The organism is Arenivirga flava (genome assembly GCF_030161575.1).
GTDB classification, from domain to species: Bacteria; Actinomycetota; Actinomycetes; order Actinomycetales; family Microbacteriaceae; genus Arenivirga; species Arenivirga flava.
Genome location: NZ_BSUL01000001.1, coordinates 2,818,190 through 2,835,467 on the forward strand (window position 1 = coordinate 2,818,190; position 17,278 = coordinate 2,835,467).

Genomic DNA, 17,278 nt, shown 5'->3' on the forward strand with positions numbered 1-17,278 from the left:
CTAGGGTGCAGGCATGGCATTGCGCGAGAGCACCGAGCGCCGCATCCTCGACGCGGCGGAGGACCTCTTCTTCTCGAACGGCGTCGCCGCCACCCCGATCGACGCCGTCATCGACCGCGCCGGCGTCTCGGCTGCGACGCTCTACCGCGGCTGGGCCAGCAAGGAGCTGCTGCTGGCCGCCGCCCTCGACCGCCGTCAGCGCGCCTGGATCGCCGAGTGGGATGCGCGCATCGCCGAGGCGCACGACGACCAGGGCAGGCTGCTGGCCGTCTTCGACGCGCTGGAGTCGTTCCGCGAGCAGCCGCGCGGCTCGCGCTGGTGCGCCTTCCTCGGCGCCGCGGCCGAGTACGCCGATGCGCCGCAGCAGGTCGCCGACGCCGTGCGTGCCGACACCGAGGCGCTCCGCTCGCGGCTCACCGACCTCGCGCGCCCCGTCGTCGGCGACCGCGCCGCCGAGCTCGCCGAGCAGCTGCTGCTCGTCGTGAGCGGCGACCTGGCGATGCGCCTTCGCGAGCCCGGCGGCTCCACGGCGACCGCGCGCTCCGTGGCGCGGGCGCTGCTGGCGGAGCGCTGACGACCCTGGACGAGCGGATGCGTTGACGCACCGCATCCGCGCGCGCCAGGCTGACACGATGCGCGACGAAGCACATCCGCTCCTCGGCCAGACCGCCCTCGTCACCGGGGTGTCCCGCCGCAAGGGCATCGGCTTCGGGGTCGCCCGCCGCCTCGCCGAGCTGGGCGCCAGCGTGGTCATACACCACTTCCGCGCGCACGACCTCGACCAGCCGTGGGGCGGCGACGACCTCGAGAGCGTGCGCGGCGAGCTCGAGGCGGTGCTGCATCCGTCCGCCCGCCTGGCCGACCTCGACGCAGACCTCGCCGACCCGCAGCAGCCGCAGGCGGTCATCGACTGCGCGCTGCAGCTCACCGGGCGCCTCGATGTGCTCGTCTGCAACCAGGCGCGCAGCGGCGGTGACGGCGGCATCCTCGACCTCACACCCGAGCGCCTCGACGGCCACTGGTCGGTCGACGCTCGCGCCACGCTGCTGCTGACCGCCGCCTTCGCCAGAACCAGAGCGGATGCGCCCACCACCGCCCAGCGTCCCGGCGACCGCCCCGAGCGGGTCGCCTTCGACGAGCCGACGGGACGGGTGTTCTGGATGACGAGCGGCCAGGGCCACGGCCCGATGCGCGGCGAGGTCGCCTACGCCGCGAGCAAGGCGGCGCTGGCCGGCGTCACGCGCACCGTCGCCGCCGAGCTGCTCGAGCTCGGCATCGTGCTCAACACGATCAACCCGGGTCCGGTCGACACCGGCTACCTCGACCCTGCGACCACCGACCGCGACCTCACCGAGACGCTCGAGTACATCGCCTCGACTCCGTTCGGCCGCTTCGGCCGCCCCTCCGACCCCGCCGAGCTCATCGCGTGGCTGGCCTCCGACCGCGGCGCCTGGGTCGTCGGCCAGGTGCTCACCAGCGACGGAGGGTTCTCGCTGGGGTGAGGGCACACGACGGAGCCGCGCGTCGGCTCGTGGCCGGGGAACGCGGAGGACTCCAGCGTCAGCGCGCCGCGGTGCAGGATCCGCCGCTCGTCGCTGCGGTGGCCGACCGTGAAGCCGAACGCCCCGTAGCAGGCGTCCGAGGCGTCGACGTCACGGGAGGGCAGGTCGGGCACCGCGCGATCGGTCATGGCGCGAGACGCCGCGTGCCGTCGATCAGGTCGTCCAGGCTGCACTCCGGCAGCACGATCCTTCCTCGCGGCGGGCGCGCGCCAGCTGCTCGCCCGGCGCCGGGGCGCGGTAGCGTCCGAGCACCGCGGCGCGCGTGGCGAGCGCCGCGATCACGGCGTCGAACGCATCCGCCGACCTGATCATGAGGTCGCGGTGCTCGCCGAGGTCCAGCCGGCGAGCGGATGCGGTGAGCGCGTCGAACAGCACCGCGCGCGCCTGCGCGTCGACCCGGTACCCGCGGGTGTCGAAGCCCCACAGCCGCAGCGCCCCGCCCGGGTACACCTCGGCGATGCCGCCGCCGCCGGAGCGGTCCACATCGACGCCCGCCTCGCCGAGCCGGCGCAGCAGCCCCGCGCAGCGCAGCGCCGTCACCCCGAGCCGGTCGGTCGCGACGCTCAGCGGCCAGCGACCGGTGCGCTCGCGCGTCAGCCGGTCGGTCTCGCGGTACGCGAGCCGCGAGCGCCACGCCTTGCCGCCGTCGACCTCCAGCTCGGGCTGCCCGCCATCCGCGTGCGCCTGCACGAAGTCCACGAAGTCGTCGGGCCACCCGAAGGCGCAGTCGATGCCGATGCGGGCGCCGGAGTCCGACGCCGCGACGATCGCGGTGTCGTCGACGCCGAGCTGCAGCTCGATGAGGTGCGCACCCGCATCCGTCCACTCGACGACGGCGAGCGCGGTGCCGGCCGGCTCGGCGGCGAGATCGACGCCGATGGTGCGGGAGGGATGCATCCGACCAGTCTGCGGGGCGCGGCTGGGGCGTTGCGTGGGCAGGGTGTCGCCCACCTGTGAACGACGCTGCTCTGCCGCGCTTCGTGGGCGCGCGGAGCCGGCTCATGCCCACGTTGAGCTCCCGCCCCGCCCCCGCCCCCGTTCCCGCATCTGCATCCGCATCCGTGCCCGCGCCTGCACCCGCTTCCGCGCAGATCGGCACACTCCTGCCGCATCGAGCACCTGTAAGCGGCAGGATCGCGCCGATCTGCGAGTCCAGGCGCGCGCAGAGGTGCTTCGCCGACCGGACGCCTCACGAGCGGCGGCACGACGCTGATCGCATCGGCGACGTCTGGCGCCACGTGACCGTGCGCGCTGCGAGCTTCTCCCGCGCGAAGGGGTGAGCGGAGAGGGCCGGCCGGCCCCATCCGCTCGTCCACTCAGTCCTCCGGAATCGGGAACAGCGACTTCTTGTCGAAGTCTCGTGCCGGAGCGGGCCCGCTCGGCGAGCCGGTGTCGAGCCCGTCGATGGTGGCCAGCTCGGCGTCCGAGAGCGTGATGTCGAACACGTCGAAGTTCTGCGCGATCCGGCCCGGGTTCGTCGACTTCGGGATCACCTGCCGGCCCTGCTGCAGGTGCCAGGCCAGGGCGATCTGCGCCGGCGACTTGCCGTGCGCCTCCGCGATCCCGCCGAGGGCCGGGTCCTCGAGCACGCTGCGACGTTCGTCGCCCCAGGGACCCGGGTAGAAGGTGATGCCGCCGATGGGCGACCAGGCCTGGGTCAGGATGCCGTGCTCGCGATGGAAGGCCTGCAGCGCGGGCTGCGAGTGGTACGGGTGCAGCTCCACCTGGTTCAGTGCGGGCACGACGTCGGTCTCATCGAACAGCCGGTCGAGCGCGCGCTCGTCGAAGTTGCTGACGCCGATGGCGCGCACGCGGCCGTCGGCGAGCAGCGTCTCGAGGGCCTTGTAGGCGGCGATGGTGCGGTCGAAGAGGTTCCAGGCCTGCTGGTGCAGGATGAGGATGTCGATCTGCTCGAGCCCCAGCTTGCGGCTGCTCTTGTCGAAGGCGTGCAGGGTCTCGTCGTAGCCGAAGTCCGTCGCCCAGACCTTGGTCTCGATCACGACCTCGTCGCGGGGCACGCTGCTGACGCGCAGCCCCTCGCCGACCTGCCGTTCGTTGCCGTAGGCGGCCGCCGTGTCGATGTGCCGGTACCCGCCGCGCAGCGCGGTCTCGACGGCCGCGGCCGTCTCCTCGGGGCTGGACTGGAAGACGCCGAGGCCGAGCGCGGGCAGCGTGACGCCGCTGTTGAGCGTGAGGGTGGTGGTCATGCGTCCGACGCTACGAGCGGATGAGCGGATGCGGCAGGGTGCGCTGGTACCCGTCAGCCAGCCGGGCGCTATCATCGGTGATAGCACTTCGGGTCGGAAGGACGGATCATGGCCTCCATCGTCATCCGCGGTCTCGACGACCGTGTCAAGCGGTCGCTCGCCGCGCAGGCTGCTCGTCATGGACGCTCGATGGAGGCGGAGGCGCGCATCCTGATCGAGGCCGGCACGAGCGCTCCGGTCGCCAACATCGGTCTCGCGCTGCTCGCGGCGGTCGGCGCCGTCGGCGGGGTCGACGAGCTGCCGCTGCCGGGCCGCGACGACGAGGCGCGTACCGCGGACTTCGGATGATCGTCCTCGACACGAACGTCGTCTCCGAGCTGCTCCGCCACGCTCCCGAGCCGCGCGTGGTCGCCTGGCTCACCGCGCTCGACGACGAGGTCGCGATCACCTCCATGACGCTCGCCGAGCTGCTGGCCGGCGTGGGCGCGCTGTCGGACGGCCGACGGCGGGATGCGCTCCGCGCCGCGATCGACGGGGTCGTCGCGCAGTATCGCGGACGCGGCGCCATCCTCCCGTTTGACGATGCCGCGGCCGCGGAGTACGCGCAGGTGCTGGCGCAGCGCCGTGCGGCGGGGCTCGCGGTCTCGACGGTCGATGCGCAGATCGCCGCGGTCTGCCGCGCGCACGATGCCGTCTGCGCCACCCGCAGCACCCGGGACTTCGTGGAGACCGGCGTCGCACTCGTCGACCCGTGGTCGGCGAGCTGAGCCCCGTCCACCACCCGGATGACCCCACCCGGCACCGCGGGCCGACGCGGACGTCGGCGGCTGTCCCTACGCTCGAGTCATGAGCAGTCGACCGGCCAGCAGGTGGGCCGCCGTCGGCTTCTGGCTGGTGGCGGTCGCCGCGGTGCCCGCGCTGACGCTCGCCTGGTTCCAGTTCGGCCTGTCGTTCTCCGGCCGCCCCGATGGCCGCTGCTCGCTGCTCGAGGTCGGCGCGGCCGTGGTCACCGACCTGCCGCTCGTGCTCGGGCACCTCGGGGCGCTGCTCGTGCTGATGCTGCTCGCGCTGCCGGCCACCCGCACGCGCGCCGCCGCGGTGTGGGCGACGGTGGCGGGCGTCGTGGTGCCGTCGCTCGTCGGCATCCTCGCCGCGCAGTGGTTCTGGCGCGGCGAGCTGTTCGCGACCGGTCCGGCCGGCGGGTTCTGCGGCCTCTGAGCGCCGTGCGATGAACTCCGAGCCCCCCACGGCTAGGCTGGCGGCCGGCTCCTCCGTCCTGCTGGCGAGCCGCGGACGGGAGTGCAGCATGACCACCATCCGCGCGCTGTGGGGCAGCACCCATCCGGGCCCGGCCCTCGTCGTCACGGTGCTGTCGCTCGCCATCGGCATCGCCTCGGGGCTGGACCTCTGGCGCCTCGTGCTGCTCGTCGCATCCGTCTTCGCCAACCAGCTCTCGATCGGCCTCTCGAACGACGCGATCGACGCGGCCCGCGACCGCGCGGTCGGCCGCCAGGACAAGCCGATCGCGATGGGTGTGCTCTCGCGCCGGCTCGCGTTCGGCGTCGCCGCGGGCGCGGTCGTCGCGGCGCTGCTGCTCTCGGCGCCGCTCGGCCCGGGCATGCTGGCCGCCCAGGCGCTCGTGATCGCCGGCGGCTGGGCGTACAACGCGTGGCTGAAGTCGACCGTCCTCTCGCTCGTGCCGTTCCTCGTCAGCTTCGGCCTCTTCCCCTCGCTCGCGACGCTCTCGGCGCCGGAGCCTGCGCTCGCACCGCTGTGGGCGGGCATCGCGGGCGCCGCGCTCGGCGCCGCCGTGCACCTCACCAACGTGCTGCCCGACCTCGACGACGACCGCGCCACCGGCGTGCGGGGCTTCGGCCACCGCATCGGGGTGCGCGCGTCGGCGGTGCTCGCGGTCGTCGGCATCCTGGTCGGTGCCGCGGTCGTGCTGCTCGGACCGGTCGACGGCGACCTCGCCGCGGTGCCGTGGCACGGCTGGGCGTTCGCCGGCGCGGTCGTGCTCGTGGCCGTCGCCACGGGCGTCCGCTGCATCGTCCGCACCCCCGACCGCACGGTGTTCCGGCTGGTCATGCTCGCCGCGCTGCTGCTCGCGGCGCAGCTCGTCGCGACGGGGTCGGCGCTCACGGGTTGAGCACGGAGCGAGCGGATGCGGTGGCCGCCGAGCGAGCGAGCGGATGCGCTGGCCGGCTGCCCCCCGACCGAGCGGATGCGAGCACCCGGCCGTCAAGCCGCCCGATCGAACCCCATCGCGTACGCCTTCGCGAGCACCCCGCCCGCCGGCGACCGCAGCACGCCGCCGAGCACCGCGCGCCGCCACGCATCCGCCGTCTGCCCGAGCGGACGCCCCAGCGCCGTGTTCATCGTCGCGAGCCGTGCGGCCGTGCGGGCGGAGGTGATCCGGTCCCGCTCCCAGCGCGCCAGCTCCGCATCCGGTCGCCGTCCGCTGCGCAGCCAGGCGGCGACGACCGGCGCGAGGGTGGCCGCGTCGAGCAGCCCCAGGTTCATGCCCTGCCCGCCGATCGGGCTCACCTCGTGCGCGGTGTCGCCGATGACGATGACGCCGCCGCGCACCAGCGAGGGCGCGACGACCCTGCGCACCCGGAACGCGGTGGCGAGCTCGAGGCCGGCCGCCGCGGTCCGCTCGCCGCGCTGGTCGAGCGCGACCCGCATCCGCTCGGTGCGTGCGTCGGGGGCGTCGTCGGTGGGCGAGGCGTCCCAGGCGACGAAGCGGCGCCGACCGTCGGGCAGCGGGAACGACTCGAGCACGCCGCCGCCGTCGAGGTGCACGACGGCCACCGGCCCGCCCGGCGCGGCGAGGTCGGCCATGAGGTACTGGTCGGGGTAGCGGCGCACGCGCAGCGCGCCCGGACGGTAGACGAGGTCGCGCGCCCGGGTGCCGGCGGCGACGATCGCCACGCGGGCGAGCAGGGCCTCGCCGTCGGTCTCGACGCGCACCCGGTCGCCGTCGTTCCGCACCGAGGTCACGGCGACGCTGCGGCGCACCTCCGGGGCGTCGGCCGCGAGCGCCGCCTCGGTGGCCGACTGCGGCAGCGTCGCGACGAACGGGAACCGGGTCGGCAGCCGGTCGAAGCGCACGGTACCGAGCAGCCGCCCGCCCGAGCGCGCCTCACCGCGGTCCACTCGCAGCGCCCCGTCGAGCAGCCGCTCGGTCAGGCCGGAGGACTCCAGCGCCGCGAGCACCGGGGCGTGGATGCCGATGGCCCGCGACCCCGGCGCGGCCTCGGCCCGCCGCTCCAGCACGACCACGTCGAGGCCGGCGCGGTGCAGGCGGCCGGCCGCGAGCATCCCGACCGGCCCGCCGCCGATCACGATGACGTCATGCACGTCCCGCTCCCGTCGCGAGCACGCGGAACGGCGCAGGTCGATCCACGCGCCACGCGTCGCCGAGCGCCGCCGCGAGCTCGTCGACGCGGTAGCTGCGGCGGATGGAGCGCAGCCCGTCCGTGTGCAGGAACGTGCCCGGCGCGAGCGGCAGCACCCCGGCGGCGTAGAGCCCGTAGGCGAGCCGGCCGCGCTCGATGTCGGCGTGCAGCACGGAGCCGGTCGCGAGGTCGAGGGAGTCGCGGGCGAAGCCGGCGAGCGCCTCGGGGGAGAGGTGGTGCAGCACGTGGTTGGAGACGACGGCGTCGAAGCGCTCGCCGGCCGCGAGCAGCGCGGTCGAGTCGGATTGCACGAAGCGGATGCGCGGGGACGCCGGCCGCCGCAGCGCCGCCTCGTGCGCGCGCGGGTCGGGGTCGGCGCCGGTCCACTGCACGTCGAGCCCGTCCCGCGTGGCGAGCCGGTCGAGCCGCACGAGCAGGTCGCCGCCGCCGCTGCCGAGGTCGAGCACCCGCGCCGGCCGGCCGAGGCCGCGCAGCAGCGGTGCGAGCCGCGCGCGGTAGACGGTGCCCCACCCTGAGACGAGGCGGTTGACCGCGCCGAAGCGCCGGTAGGTCGCCGCGAGGCGCACCGGGTCGCAGGCCGGGTCGTCCATGATCTCGGTCAGGCCGACCGCGCGCTCCCGCAGCGTCATCGCAGCGTCATCGCAGCGCGGAGCCGGCGAGCTCGCGCGACGGCGCGACGGCGCCCGCGGCGGTGCGCACCGTCATCCGCGCCGCCTCGACCGTCAGGCCGGGGCCGAAGGCGAGCACGGCGAGGCGTTCGCCGTCCGGGTGCTCGGCCTCGAGCATCCGCTGCAGCACGAACAGGATCGTGGCGCTCGACATGTTGCCGAACTCGCGCAGCACGGCCCGCGAGTCGGCGAGCGCGTCGGGGTCGAGGCCGAGGCCGTGCTCGACGCGGTCGAGCACGCTGCGTCCGCCCGGATGCACGGCCCAGGCGTCCACGGCCGCCACCCCGCCGAACAGGTCGACGGCGACGGCCTCGATGGTGCGACCGACGATGCGCGGCACCTCCGCGGTGAGGGTCATCTCGAAGCCCTCGTCGCCGATGACCCACACCATGTCGTGCTCGCCCTCGTCGGCCAGCCGCGTGCCGAAGCCCTCGAGGTCGAGCCGCGCGCCGTGCTGCCGAGCGGGGTCGGCACTGACGACCGCCGCCGCGGCCCCGTCGGCGAAGATCGAGGCGGCGACGATCTGCTCGGGGTCATCGGAGCTGCGGATGTGCAGCGAGCACAGCTCCGCGCACACGACGAGCACGACGGCCTCGGGCTGCGCGGTGGCGATGCGGTGCGCGGCGCGCAGCCCCGGGATCGCGGCCGCGCATCCGACGAAGCCCAGGTGGTAGCGCTCGGTCGCGGGCGAGAGGCCGAGGTCGCGCACGAGCCGGTAGTCGGGGCCCGGCGCGAACATGCCGGTGCACGAGACGGTGATGAGGTGGGTGACCTCGTCGGGCGCGGTGCTCGATCGTCTCAGCGCATCCCGCGCGGCGGCCTCGAACAGCGCCGGAGCCACGCGGCGGTACTCGTCGTTGCGCTCGCCGGTCGATGGCACCCGCAGCCCCGGCCCGCCGTCGTCGAGCCCGAGCCCGGAGGACGCGCCGCCGCCGAGCTCCCCGAGCACGCTGTAGCGGGTGTCGATCGAGGCCGCATCGAAGGCGGCGCCGAGCAGCCGCTGCGCGCGCCGATCGATGCCGGGCTGGGCGGCGAGCAGATCGCGAACGTCGTCCTGGCGCAGTCGGGTGGCGGGTACGGCCGTGCCGATCCCCAGGATGCTCGAGGTCATGCTTCACCGTAGTTGCGCGGGCCGGGGGTTCGCAGTGAGCGGGGGCCTGGCGTCCAGGTGGGGTGTCCGGCGAGCGTGCTCGGTTCTCACCTCCCAGGCTCGACTCACCCGACGTCTCTGCCGCTGCGGTGCGAGTCGTGGTGAGCTGAGCAGATCACTGCGCACCAGAACTCGCACCGCTGAGGGGTGGTCCAAGAGGACTATGGATGCCATGACAATCTTTGCCAAGCAGCGTACGATCACCGCATGGCGACGATGAACGTGTCGCTGCCCGATTCCCTCAAGGACTTCGTCGAGGAGCAGGTCGGCCAGCGCGGCTACGGCACCAGCAGCGAGTTCGTGCGCGAGCTCATCCGCACGGAGCAGGCGCGCTCGCAACTGCGCGCGCTGATCACCGACGGGCTGGCTTCAGGCGAGGGGGAGCCATTCGATAGCGCCTACTTCGACCGACTCCGTCAGCGCGTCCGCGGCTCGTCCGAGGGATGAGCCGGCGGGTCGTCCCCACCGCGCGAGCGAGAGAGGACGTCGAGCGCGCTATCAATCACTACGCCAGCGAAGGAGCTGATCTCGCGGCGCTGGGCTTCATCGATGCCCTCGCCGACGCGCACGCGCTGCTCGCCGACCACCCGTCGATCGGCTCGACCCGGCTGACCGCCGAGGTCGGGCTGCCCGAGTTCCGAACGCTGCCGCTGCAGCGCTACCCCTACCTGCTGGTGACTGCGGACGAAGCGGATGCGGTGCGCATCATCCGCGTGCTGCACACGAGCCGCGACATCCCGGCCGAGTTGCGTGCAAGAAGCTGAGAGTCGCAGTCGGCCCTCCGGCAGGAGGGCTGCGCGGGTCAGAACACGATGTCGTTTGACGTGCCCGTGGGCTCTCCGCACAAATCGCTGTCCTCACCGTCGACGCTGAGCGCCGCATACCAGCTGATGCCGTCCTGGTAGTTCTGCAGGTCGGCGATCGGGAACCTCATGCTGACCGTCCCGTCGGCGAAAACGTAGCCGTTGTCGAGATTTTCCTGAGACGCGGACTCGTTATCAAATGCGTAGATCGCCGATGTTCCGTTCATGAACTTGGCGCCCAAGATGTAGCCGCCGTAGCCGTCCAGGCCGTAGGAGATGATCTGGAATGTGCTCGACGGCAGGTCGCTCTCGCTCAATGGACTCGCGAGTTCGAAGACGACGTGCAAGAGCGTTCCATCGTTCCTCATCGAGACCGTCTTCAGATCGGCATCCTGAAGAACGCTGTCGCCGATCTCGTCGGAGCAGGTCGACTCGAAACTCGGCAACGTCGATTGCACGGGCTCCCGAGCGGTCGTGGATGGGGTGGACTGTGGTCCGTCCGATGCATCGTCGCCGCTGCATCCTGTCATCGTCAGCAGCCCGCTCAGCAGAGCGGTACAGGCCACTACCCGAAACCGAACACGCATCGGATCAGGCGAGATATCCGGCGATCGCCCCACGGATCGCATCCGCGTGCGCGTAGATCTCATCGAGCGAGTCGATCGGGTGCCTGGTCTCGACCTTCTCCGCGTCGAAGACGCCGAGGTACTTCTGCTTCTTGCCGTTGAAGTGCAGGCGTGCGATCGGCTTGCGGTTGTTGTCGTCGAGCAGCACGGCGAAGTACGACTTCGAGTCCCGGTGCACGACGCGCTGCGGCTTGACCTCGCTGCAGGCGATGGCCTTGACGATCTGGTAGCCCTCGAGTTCCTCGAGCGTGGTCTCGATCTCCGTGTCGCGATCGAGGTCGGCCTGCGCGGCTGGCTGGCTGGTGACGGCCTCCTCTGCTGCGGCGGTGGGCGTGACCGGGATGGCGCTCGTGCCGAGCGCGGTCTTGAGCCGGTCGTTCACCTGCTCGGTGAGGAACTGCTTCGACGCCTTCGCCACGAGCGAGGTGAACTGCTCACGCACCTTCTGCGTGTACGAGCCCTCGTAGACGCGGGTCGCGAAGAACTTGATCCAGTCGTCGCTGGGCTCGCGGAACTGCGCCGCGATCGCGCGCTTGAGCGCGCCGACGTACTTGAGCTCTTCGGCCGCATTGACGATCGAGTCGAGGTCGAAGACGTCCTTCGAGAGCTTGAGCAGCTCGGGCAGCAGTGTCTCGTCGATGTCGCCGAGGTCGAGCACGAGGAACGGCTTCTCGTCCATGCGGTTCGGCGCGTCGAGATCGGTGTAGAAGTGGTAGACCTCGCCGTTGGTGAGCACCGCGATGCGGGCGTTGGTGACGGCGAAGTAGCGGAACAGCTGCGATGCGTGCTCGATGCGCAGCGGCTCGGTCGACTTCTTGCACTCGATGAGGATCTGCACCTCGCCATCCCGCAGGATCGCGTAGTCGATCTTCTCGCCCTTCTTGACACCGACGTCGGCCGTGAACTCCGGCACGACCTCGAGCGGATTGAAGACGTCGTAGCCGAGGATCGTCGAGATGAACGGCATCACGAATGCGTTCTTCGTCGCTTCCTCGGTCTGAATGGCCTCGCGCTGGTTCTCAACCTTGAGCGCGAGCGCGGCCAGGCGCTCTGCGAATTCCATCGGGTACCCCTCCTGCGTGGATCGCGGTGACGATATGTCGGATTCGCGTTCCGGAGAAGAGTGGGAGCACCCAAGTGCCTCGTTCTGGGTGCAGCTGACCCTCGGTCTTTGTCCGCAGGGCGCGGTGAGGCCCCTCGAGGCTCCTACACCGACCGCCGCCCGGCCCGCTCCGCGAACGCGTCGATCGCGGCGAGCACCTCGTCGCTGCGCCAGAACGGTCCGAGCCCGTGCTCGTTCTTCGACTTCGCGATGCCGGCCTCCACGAGCGCCTTGAGTGGCGGATAGACATTCGGCTGCCGCACACCGATCTCCGCGGCAGCCGCGGCGCTGTTCAGCACCGGGCGACGCGCCAGCACGTCGAGCAGCTTCCACGCGTTCGACGACCGACGGACGGTGAGCCGGTCGTCCCAGCTGGAGCGGATGGCGTCGATCTCCTCCACGAGCTGCCGCGCGTTGCGCACCGCTCGCAGTGACGCAGCGGCGAAGGCGCGGATGATCGGGGCGATGTCACCCTCGCGATAGGCGTCCAGCGCGCGGTGGTACCCCTCGACGTCGGCGAGCAACCCAGCCGATACCGGGATCGCCACGTTGCGGGTCACCCCTCGGCGCCGGAGCATCGACTGCGCGAGGGCCCTGCCCGTGCGGCCGTTGCCGTCGCTGAACGGATGGATCGTCTCGAACTGGGCGTGCGCGACCGCCACCGAGACCAGTGGAGGGATGGACGGAGCGCCCGCGAAGCGCACCAGATCAGCGATCAGGTCGTCGATGTGCTCGTGAGCCGGCGCCACGTAGCTCGCTCCGACGGGTGAATCGGACCTCGTCCCGATCCACACCGGTTCGTCCCGCCACCGCCCCGGGGTGTGACGTGGTTGACGCTCCATGAGCACCGCGTGCATCCGCTGGATCGAGCGTGCGGAGGGATCGTCGGCCAGGTCGATGGCGGCCTGCATCGCGCGCGTGTTCGCCGCGATCTCGTCGGCGTTGCGGCTGGTGCCGCCGCCCAGCTCGGCGCTGAAGATCGCGCGCGCCGACGCGGTGAGGTTCTCGATCTGCGACGACGATGCCGCCTCGCTGCGCAGCAGCACGGGCGCGAACGCCGCAACCCTGCCGCCCAGCTCCGCATCGAAGCGGGTGAGCTCGCGCTCGGCTTCATCCGCAGCCTCGAGGGTGGTGGCGTCAGGTTCGGGGGAGAGGCCGGCGATGTGCGAAACGACGGCTTCGTCGTAGCTGCCCCCGGTGGCCGAGCTCTCTGCGCCGACCCCCAACGAGCGCTCGCCGCCGGCACCCATCGACGCCGCCGGAGCTCGATGGCGGGCCACGTCGAAGTCATAACGCCCTCCGCCCAGATTATGAATAAGGCTATTCACTCATAATTCTTGCGGCAGCGCTTCTGATGAACAACGGGCGCTCGACTGGTCCCTGCCGGAGCAGATGCTGGGCGGGGCCATGCACACGCTCGCATCGCTTCAACTCGTCCGGACGGTGCTCGCCCTGCGGCGGCTCTGCCGGGCGGTGGTCCAGCGCCGGTCGATCGCAGACTGGCAGTCAAGCCGCAGGCACCCCGATCGCCGCGACCGCCTGCTCGGGTGCGGCGCTGCGCACGACGTAGCCCTTGCCATCCGTCGCGGTGATGCGCAGCACGGGGCCGGCGTCGAAGAGCATCGCGAAGCCGCCGCCGCTCAGCCGCCGCAGCCCGAAGCCGCCGTAGGTGGCGAGGTCGGCGTCGACGCGCTCGATGCGCGCGACCTCGTCGCGCGCCAGCCGCACGGTTACGAACGGCAGGTACCGCAGCACGATGCCGTCGGGGGAGTAGGACGAGCGGATGCGCGACAGCAGCGGCAGCAGCGCCACCGCGAGCAGCAGCAGGCCGGGCACCGCGCAGACCAGGAGCACGACGGTCCGCACCTCGCCCGCGAGCCCGAACGCGAACCAGGCCGCGGCCGCGAGCACCACGGCGAGCAGCGCGACGCCGCAGAGCCTCCAGATCGCGGGCGGACGGAAGCTTTCGTGGTGCGGGGTCACCGGTCGAGGGTAGCGGCAGCGGCGTGTCCGAGCGGATGCATCGCTCGGCCGACGCCGGCACCGTCGCCTCTGCATACGGTCGAACCATGACCACGACCGAGCGGACGAGTGGATGGACGCGCCCCGCGTTCTGGATCTGGACCGCCGCGGGCGTCGTCCCGATGCTCCTCGCCTGGATGTGGTTCGGCCTGTCGTTCATGGAGGAGATGACCGAGCATTGCAGAGCGCTGTCGGCGCAGACCTCGATGGAGGGATGGGGCGCCCTGCTCGGCCTGCCGCCCCTGCTGCTCGCCCACGCGATCGGACTCCTCATCCTCGTGCCGATCGCGCTCGGCTCGTGGACGTCGAGAACTCGAGCAGTGCTCGCCGCCATGTGCGCCGTGGCGATCGCCTCGTTGCCGGGCATGCTGCTGGCGCAGTGGTTCTGGTCCGGTCAGCTCTTCGCCATGGGCGCTTCGGCGGCGTACTGCGGGCGGTGAGGAGCGCTGAGCGGGCGAGCATGCGGGAGTATGGCGTCATGACGACTCCGTGGACCCGGCTGCTGGCTTCGAACCGGCTCTTCCGGCGTGACGGCGACGACTTCGTGTGGCCGTACGAGATCACGGTGTCGCTGCGCGAGTCCGGCCCTGTGATCGGCATCGGCGAAGGCGTGGGTCATGGTGCCGCCGGCGGCATGTTCTCGCCGCAGGAAGCTCTGGGCAGGCGCGCCCACTTCGCCAAGGCCCAGGGTGAGTGGCTGATTCCTCACATCGAGCGGATGGCTCGCGGCGAGCGCGTGACCGCGGAGGAGCTCGTCGAGCAGTTCGAGCAGATCCACGGCCGCACGCCGCCGCTCGGCTGAGCCCAGCGACGCGCAGACGTCGGCGCTCCGCCCCGATGTCGAAGCTCCGCGGAACACCGGACAAGCGGATGAGGTGCCGCAGGGGACGTGCATCCGCCAGACTGGCGCGGTGAGGGACGACCAGGGCATGACTGGGCGCGCGTTGCGCCTCGCGTCGACGCGGCTGTTCCGGAGAACAGGCGACCCCTACGTCTACCCCTACGAGGTCGATCTGTACTTCGACGATCTGGGCGTGAGGGTCGCGATCGGCGAGGGCGATGCGCACGGCGCCCACGGTGGCGTGTTCAGCGTCATCGAGGCGCTGGCCCCGCACTGGGTAGAGCACTTCCGCAAGGCGGGCGCCGAGTGGCTGCGCCCCTACCTCGAGCGCATGGTGCTCGGCGAGCAGGTGCTCGAGCGGGAGATTGTCGACCATTTCGTGAGACTGCACGGACGGGCTCCCGACTCGAGCCCGCTTCGCAGCCGCGGCGGCCACGACGACCTGGCGGGGCGCATCGAACTGCATCCGCGCCGCTCGCTGGCCGGATCGATCGCCGTGTGGGGAGCTTTCCGCGGTCGCCCCTTCGACGATTCGCACGCCATCCTCTCCGCCGGCGCGAGGATGGACGGTTCGGTGCGCATCGAGCTCGACGGCGACGAGAGCCTCATCCTCTGGCAGCCGGAGGGCTTCGTGATCGGCGCCGACGGGCTGACCGTCGAATGAGCGGAGCGCGTGCGCCGCGAGATGCTGGCCCCGGACCTCTCGGTGCGCTCGTTCCAGGAGTACACGGTGGTCCGGCGCGACGGCTCCACGCTGCTGCAGGTCGCGGACGAGCGCGGCCAGCTGCTCGACCTCGGCGACCCCGGCGACGCACCCGCGCTGCGACTGCACTCGTGGTGAGCGATGAACGACTCAGCGAGCGTCCTGCTCGAACCGGTCGAACGCGCGCTGCGTGACCGCCTCGACGCTCATCCGCTCAGAACGTGGCCTTGTACCCGGCGATCAGCAGCTCGATGACGCCGACGCCGCCGCCCGCGTTCAGCACGAAGGCTCCCAGAGCGATGCTGGAGGCTGAGCCGGCGTCGCCTGGCGAACCCCGCCGCTGCCCGTAAGCCAGTTTCCTGCCGCGCGGCGTTGAGCGCGCTGACACTCATGGGGCCGGGGCGCTTGAGTGATGAAGCTGTCAGGTCAGCCTCATCGATCAGCGCTAGCAATGTGTAGCACGGTGCTACATTCAGGACATGACTCGGAGCAGCCAACCCACCCGGCTTCCCGCCGATGTGTACGACTGGGCGCTCGTCGCGGCCCAGGTCAACTCCCGGACGGTGCCGCAGCAGATCGCGCACTGGGCGCGCATCGGGCGAGAACTCGAGAGGTCTCCGCAGGTCAGTCATCGTTCCATCAGCGAGGTGCTCGAAGGCAGTCGCGTGTATGACGCCTTGAGCGAGCCGGAGCAGGCGATCGTGCGCCAGGAGTGGGCCGAGCGAGCGACGGCCGCGCGTGGCGCGCTCGACTACGCGGCGCGGTTCGCCGCGGACGGCGAGTCGTACTCGGAGCTCGACGAGCACGGCGCGGTCGTCGTGCATCCAGCCCACGACTGATGCCGCTGCTGCACCTGCTCGCAGGACCGAACGGTTCCGGCAAGTCCAGCTACGTGGCCGACGTGCTGGCACCCATGACCCGGTTGCCCTTCATCAACACCGATGAGATCGCTGCGGCGCACTGGCCCGACTCGGCCGCTCAGCACGCCTACGAGGCGGCGCAGCTCGCCGAGCAGCTTCGTAGGCAGCACATGGCCGATGGCGCCTCGTTCATCTCGGAGACGGTGTTCTCGCATCCGAGCAAGGTTCAGCTCGTCGCCGACGCGTCGAGTGCCGATTACCTCGTGCATCTGCACATCGTCATCGTGCCCGTCGAACTCACCGTGCAGCGGGTGCGTGAACGGGTGCGGCGCGGCGGTCACGAGGTGCCCGAGCAGAAGATCCGCGATCGCTACGAGCGTCTCTGGGGCCATCTCGCCGAGGCGATCCGCATCGCCGACGTGACCGAGGTGCTCGACAACAGCAGCGCGCGTGCCCCCTTCCGGCTCTGCGCGTCCTTCGAGCGCGGCAGGCTGGCCTCGGCACCGAGCTGGCCGACCTGGGCCCCGCCCGAACTGGTGGCGGCGGGGCGCTGAACGGACGAGGGCCAGCGCGTGCCGGTCAGCCGTCGCGCGTAGCGTCCCTGCATCCGGCAGGATCAGCGGAGGGGCGCCACGAGATCGCAGACCGCTCCGTCGACGTCGCAACCCACCGGATGAAGAGAGCACGATGACCAGCGCAGCCCCGCGAGTCCGCACCAAGACCCCGTTCTGGGCGAAGGCGCTCGTCGCGCTCATCCTCATCACGGTCATCGGCGCCGTCGCCTTCTTCGCCGGCAAGTTCTTCGGCGCCGACGAGGAGCGCACCGTGCAGGTGGTCCGCTCGGTCGAGGTCGAGGAGCAGGTGATCCTGCTGACGGCTGGGCTGGCGGATGACATCCCGCTCGAGCGCGAGGCGTTCAGCATCTTCGACCTGTTCGATCTGCCGGGTTCGGAGCGTGCGACGGATCTGCGGGTCGACTTCGACGGCAAGTTCGGCATCGAGGGCGGCGAGGTGCAGATCGAGCAGCGCGGCGAGAACGCGTACCTGATCCGCATCCCCGAGTTCCAGTACCTCGGCTACGACAACCCGGAGTTCACGGTGGCGTCGGAGCGCAACGGCGTGCTCAGCTGGACGACCGAGGAGATCGACACCCTCGAGGCGGCCGAGTACGCGCTGTCCGATGATGCCGCGCAGCGGCACATCGACGGATTCCGCCCGCTGCTCGAGCAGCAGGCCGAGCAGTTCTACACCCGCATCGTCTCGGGCATCGATCCGGAGATCACGCTCGAGTTCGAGTTCGCGGGCTGACGCT

At 71.6% G+C, this 17,278-nt stretch carries 24 protein-coding genes; 15 read left to right on the top strand and 9 right to left on the bottom strand.

Features of this window, described 5'->3' with window-relative positions; translation table 11 throughout:
- Positions 1-13 precede the first annotated feature (13 nt).
- Together QQK26_RS13810 and QQK26_RS13815 are read left to right on the top strand one after the other, a co-directional pair.
- Positions 14-574 (top strand): TetR/AcrR family transcriptional regulator, encoded by a 561-nt coding sequence (locus tag QQK26_RS13810; protein WP_284233771.1) that lies wholly within the window; start codon positions 14-16, stop codon positions 572-574.
- 58 nt (positions 575-632) lie between these two features.
- Positions 633-1,502: an SDR family oxidoreductase gene (locus QQK26_RS13815; RefSeq protein ID WP_284233772.1), complete on the top strand. Its 870-nt coding sequence runs from the start codon at positions 633-635 to the stop codon at positions 1,500-1,502.
- Positions 1,503-1,715: 213 nt separating this feature from the next.
- Here the strand turns inward: QQK26_RS13815 and QQK26_RS13820 are convergent, their stop codons facing one another.
- Both QQK26_RS13820 and QQK26_RS13825 read right to left on the bottom strand, forming a co-directional pair.
- Positions 1,716-2,459 (bottom strand): DUF429 domain-containing protein, encoded by a 744-nt coding sequence (locus tag QQK26_RS13820; protein WP_284233775.1) that lies wholly within the window; start codon positions 2,457-2,459, stop codon positions 1,716-1,718.
- Between the two features lie 419 nt (positions 2,460-2,878).
- The gene (locus QQK26_RS13825) at positions 2,879-3,769 is read right to left on the bottom strand and encodes an aldo/keto reductase (RefSeq protein ID WP_284233777.1); all 891 of its coding nucleotides are present in this window, start codon (positions 3,767-3,769) and stop codon (positions 2,879-2,881) included.
- 108 nt (positions 3,770-3,877) lie between these two features.
- Between QQK26_RS13825 and QQK26_RS13830 the strand changes: the two genes are divergently transcribed.
- The 4 genes from QQK26_RS13830 to QQK26_RS13845 all read left to right on the top strand — a co-directional run bounded on the left by QQK26_RS13830 (position 3,878) and on the right by QQK26_RS13845 (position 5,918).
- On the top strand, positions 3,878-4,117 hold the full coding sequence (locus tag QQK26_RS13830) for a FitA-like ribbon-helix-helix domain-containing protein (RefSeq protein ID WP_284233779.1): 240 nt from the start codon (positions 3,878-3,880) through the stop codon (positions 4,115-4,117).
- Complete coding sequence (locus QQK26_RS13835; RefSeq protein WP_284233781.1) at positions 4,114-4,536, top strand: type II toxin-antitoxin system VapC family toxin; 423 nt, start codon at positions 4,114-4,116, stop codon at positions 4,534-4,536. Before QQK26_RS13830 ends, QQK26_RS13835 begins: the two co-directional genes overlap by 4 nt.
- Positions 4,537-4,615: 79 nt before the next feature.
- Positions 4,616-4,987, top strand: a complete 372-nt coding sequence (locus tag QQK26_RS13840) for a hypothetical protein (protein ID WP_284233782.1) — start codon at positions 4,616-4,618, stop codon at positions 4,985-4,987.
- An 88-nt stretch (positions 4,988-5,075) separates the two neighbouring features.
- The gene (locus tag QQK26_RS13845; RefSeq protein ID WP_284233784.1) at positions 5,076-5,918 is read left to right on the top strand and encodes a UbiA family prenyltransferase; all 843 of its coding nucleotides are present in this window, start codon (positions 5,076-5,078) and stop codon (positions 5,916-5,918) included.
- A 92-nt stretch (positions 5,919-6,010) separates the two neighbouring features.
- Here the strand turns inward: QQK26_RS13845 and QQK26_RS13850 are convergent, their stop codons facing one another.
- The 3 genes from QQK26_RS13850 to QQK26_RS13860 are packed head-to-tail and all read right to left on the bottom strand — an operon-like array spanning position 6,011 to position 8,970.
- A complete protein-coding gene (locus QQK26_RS13850) occupies positions 6,011-7,132 on the bottom strand; it encodes an FAD-dependent oxidoreductase (protein ID WP_284233786.1) in 1,122 nt (373 codons plus the stop codon).
- Positions 7,125-7,820: a methyltransferase domain-containing protein gene (locus tag QQK26_RS13855; RefSeq protein ID WP_284233788.1), complete on the bottom strand. Its 696-nt coding sequence runs from the start codon at positions 7,818-7,820 to the stop codon at positions 7,125-7,127. The genes QQK26_RS13850 and QQK26_RS13855 overlap by 8 nt, the downstream gene beginning before the upstream one ends.
- A 7-nt stretch (positions 7,821-7,827) precedes the next feature.
- Positions 7,828-8,970 (bottom strand): type III polyketide synthase, encoded by a 1,143-nt coding sequence (locus QQK26_RS13860; protein ID WP_284233790.1) that lies wholly within the window; start codon positions 8,968-8,970, stop codon positions 7,828-7,830.
- A gap of 255 nt (positions 8,971-9,225) precedes the next feature.
- On the opposite strand from QQK26_RS13860, the gene QQK26_RS13865 reads away from it, so the two are divergent.
- Positions 9,226-9,456, top strand: coding sequence for a ribbon-helix-helix domain-containing protein (locus QQK26_RS13865; RefSeq protein WP_284233792.1), 231 nt, complete (start codon positions 9,226-9,228; stop codon positions 9,454-9,456).
- On the top strand, positions 9,453-9,773 hold the full coding sequence (locus tag QQK26_RS13870) for a type II toxin-antitoxin system RelE/ParE family toxin (protein ID WP_284233794.1): 321 nt from the start codon (positions 9,453-9,455) through the stop codon (positions 9,771-9,773). Before QQK26_RS13865 ends, QQK26_RS13870 begins: the two co-directional genes overlap by 4 nt.
- A gap of 38 nt (positions 9,774-9,811) precedes the next feature.
- Here QQK26_RS13870 and QQK26_RS13875 read toward each other — a convergent pair whose 3' ends face one another.
- The 4 genes from QQK26_RS13875 to QQK26_RS13890 all read right to left on the bottom strand — a co-directional run bounded on the left by QQK26_RS13875 (position 9,812) and on the right by QQK26_RS13890 (position 13,523).
- Positions 9,812-10,432 (bottom strand): hypothetical protein, encoded by a 621-nt coding sequence (locus QQK26_RS13875; protein WP_284235396.1) that lies wholly within the window; start codon positions 10,430-10,432, stop codon positions 9,812-9,814.
- Complete coding sequence (locus tag QQK26_RS13880) at positions 10,404-11,501, bottom strand: type I restriction endonuclease (protein ID WP_284233797.1); 1,098 nt, start codon at positions 11,499-11,501, stop codon at positions 10,404-10,406. Before QQK26_RS13880 ends, QQK26_RS13875 begins: the two co-directional genes overlap by 29 nt.
- A 143-nt stretch (positions 11,502-11,644) precedes the next feature.
- Complete coding sequence (locus tag QQK26_RS13885; RefSeq protein ID WP_284233799.1) at positions 11,645-12,820, bottom strand: Fic family protein; 1,176 nt, start codon at positions 12,818-12,820, stop codon at positions 11,645-11,647.
- 226 nt (positions 12,821-13,046) lie between these two features.
- Positions 13,047-13,523 (bottom strand): hypothetical protein, encoded by a 477-nt coding sequence (locus tag QQK26_RS13890; RefSeq protein ID WP_284233801.1) that lies wholly within the window; start codon positions 13,521-13,523, stop codon positions 13,047-13,049.
- 86 nt (positions 13,524-13,609) lie between these two features.
- Here QQK26_RS13890 and QQK26_RS13895 point away from each other — a divergent pair, with 86 nt between their 5' ends.
- The 7 genes from QQK26_RS13895 (at position 13,610) to QQK26_RS13925 (ending at position 17,274) form a co-directional block, all read left to right on the top strand.
- Entirely contained in the window at positions 13,610-14,002 is a 393-nt protein-coding gene (locus tag QQK26_RS13895) for a hypothetical protein (RefSeq protein WP_284233803.1), read from the top strand.
- A gap of 38 nt (positions 14,003-14,040) precedes the next feature.
- Complete coding sequence (locus QQK26_RS13900) at positions 14,041-14,364, top strand: hypothetical protein (RefSeq protein WP_284233805.1); 324 nt, start codon at positions 14,041-14,043, stop codon at positions 14,362-14,364.
- Between the two features lie 109 nt (positions 14,365-14,473).
- Entirely contained in the window at positions 14,474-15,067 is a 594-nt protein-coding gene (locus QQK26_RS13905; RefSeq protein ID WP_284233807.1) for a hypothetical protein, read from the top strand.
- 9 nt (positions 15,068-15,076) lie between these two features.
- On the top strand, positions 15,077-15,244 hold the full coding sequence (locus QQK26_RS13910; protein ID WP_284233809.1) for a hypothetical protein: 168 nt from the start codon (positions 15,077-15,079) through the stop codon (positions 15,242-15,244).
- Positions 15,245-15,585: 341 nt separating this feature from the next.
- Complete coding sequence (locus QQK26_RS13915; protein WP_284233811.1) at positions 15,586-15,945, top strand: TA system antitoxin ParD family protein; 360 nt, start codon at positions 15,586-15,588, stop codon at positions 15,943-15,945.
- The gene (locus tag QQK26_RS13920) at positions 15,945-16,520 is read left to right on the top strand and encodes an ATPase (protein ID WP_284233813.1); all 576 of its coding nucleotides are present in this window, start codon (positions 15,945-15,947) and stop codon (positions 16,518-16,520) included. The genes QQK26_RS13915 and QQK26_RS13920 overlap by 1 nt, the downstream gene beginning before the upstream one ends.
- A gap of 133 nt (positions 16,521-16,653) precedes the next feature.
- Positions 16,654-17,274, top strand: coding sequence for a hypothetical protein (locus QQK26_RS13925; protein ID WP_284233815.1), 621 nt, complete (start codon positions 16,654-16,656; stop codon positions 17,272-17,274).
- The last annotated feature ends 4 nt before the right edge of the window (positions 17,275-17,278 follow it).

Excerpts from the sequence above, each read along its gene's own strand:
- QQK26_RS13810 (WP_284233771.1), top strand. The coding sequence starts at position 14 with ATGGCATTGCGCGAGAGCACCGAGCGCCGCATCCTCGACGCGGCGGAG.
- QQK26_RS13815 (WP_284233772.1), top strand. The coding sequence starts at position 633 with ATGCGCGACGAAGCACATCCGCTCCTCGGCCAGACCGCCCTCGTCACC.
- QQK26_RS13820 (WP_284233775.1), bottom strand. The coding sequence starts at position 2,459 with ATGCATCCCTCCCGCACCATCGGCGTCGATCTCGCCGCCGAGCCGGCC.
- QQK26_RS13825 (WP_284233777.1), bottom strand. The coding sequence starts at position 3,769 with ATGACCACCACCCTCACGCTCAACAGCGGCGTCACGCTGCCCGCGCTC.
- QQK26_RS13830 (WP_284233779.1), top strand. The coding sequence starts at position 3,878 with ATGGCCTCCATCGTCATCCGCGGTCTCGACGACCGTGTCAAGCGGTCG.
- QQK26_RS13835 (WP_284233781.1), top strand. The coding sequence starts at position 4,114 with ATGATCGTCCTCGACACGAACGTCGTCTCCGAGCTGCTCCGCCACGCT.
- QQK26_RS13840 (WP_284233782.1), top strand. The coding sequence starts at position 4,616 with ATGAGCAGTCGACCGGCCAGCAGGTGGGCCGCCGTCGGCTTCTGGCTG.
- QQK26_RS13845 (WP_284233784.1), top strand. The coding sequence starts at position 5,076 with ATGACCACCATCCGCGCGCTGTGGGGCAGCACCCATCCGGGCCCGGCC.
- QQK26_RS13855 (WP_284233788.1), bottom strand. The coding sequence starts at position 7,820 with ATGACGCTGCGGGAGCGCGCGGTCGGCCTGACCGAGATCATGGACGAC.
- QQK26_RS13860 (WP_284233790.1), bottom strand. The coding sequence starts at position 8,970 with ATGACCTCGAGCATCCTGGGGATCGGCACGGCCGTACCCGCCACCCGA.
- QQK26_RS13865 (WP_284233792.1), top strand. The coding sequence starts at position 9,226 with ATGAACGTGTCGCTGCCCGATTCCCTCAAGGACTTCGTCGAGGAGCAG.
- QQK26_RS13870 (WP_284233794.1), top strand. The coding sequence starts at position 9,453 with ATGAGCCGGCGGGTCGTCCCCACCGCGCGAGCGAGAGAGGACGTCGAG.
- QQK26_RS13880 (WP_284233797.1), bottom strand. The coding sequence starts at position 11,501 with ATGGAATTCGCAGAGCGCCTGGCCGCGCTCGCGCTCAAGGTTGAGAAC.
- QQK26_RS13895 (WP_284233803.1), top strand. The coding sequence starts at position 13,610 with ATGACCACGACCGAGCGGACGAGTGGATGGACGCGCCCCGCGTTCTGG.
- QQK26_RS13900 (WP_284233805.1), top strand. The coding sequence starts at position 14,041 with ATGACGACTCCGTGGACCCGGCTGCTGGCTTCGAACCGGCTCTTCCGG.
- QQK26_RS13915 (WP_284233811.1), top strand. The coding sequence starts at position 15,586 with ATGACTCGGAGCAGCCAACCCACCCGGCTTCCCGCCGATGTGTACGAC.
- QQK26_RS13920 (WP_284233813.1), top strand. The coding sequence starts at position 15,945 with ATGCCGCTGCTGCACCTGCTCGCAGGACCGAACGGTTCCGGCAAGTCC.
- QQK26_RS13925 (WP_284233815.1), top strand. The coding sequence starts at position 16,654 with ATGACCAGCGCAGCCCCGCGAGTCCGCACCAAGACCCCGTTCTGGGCG.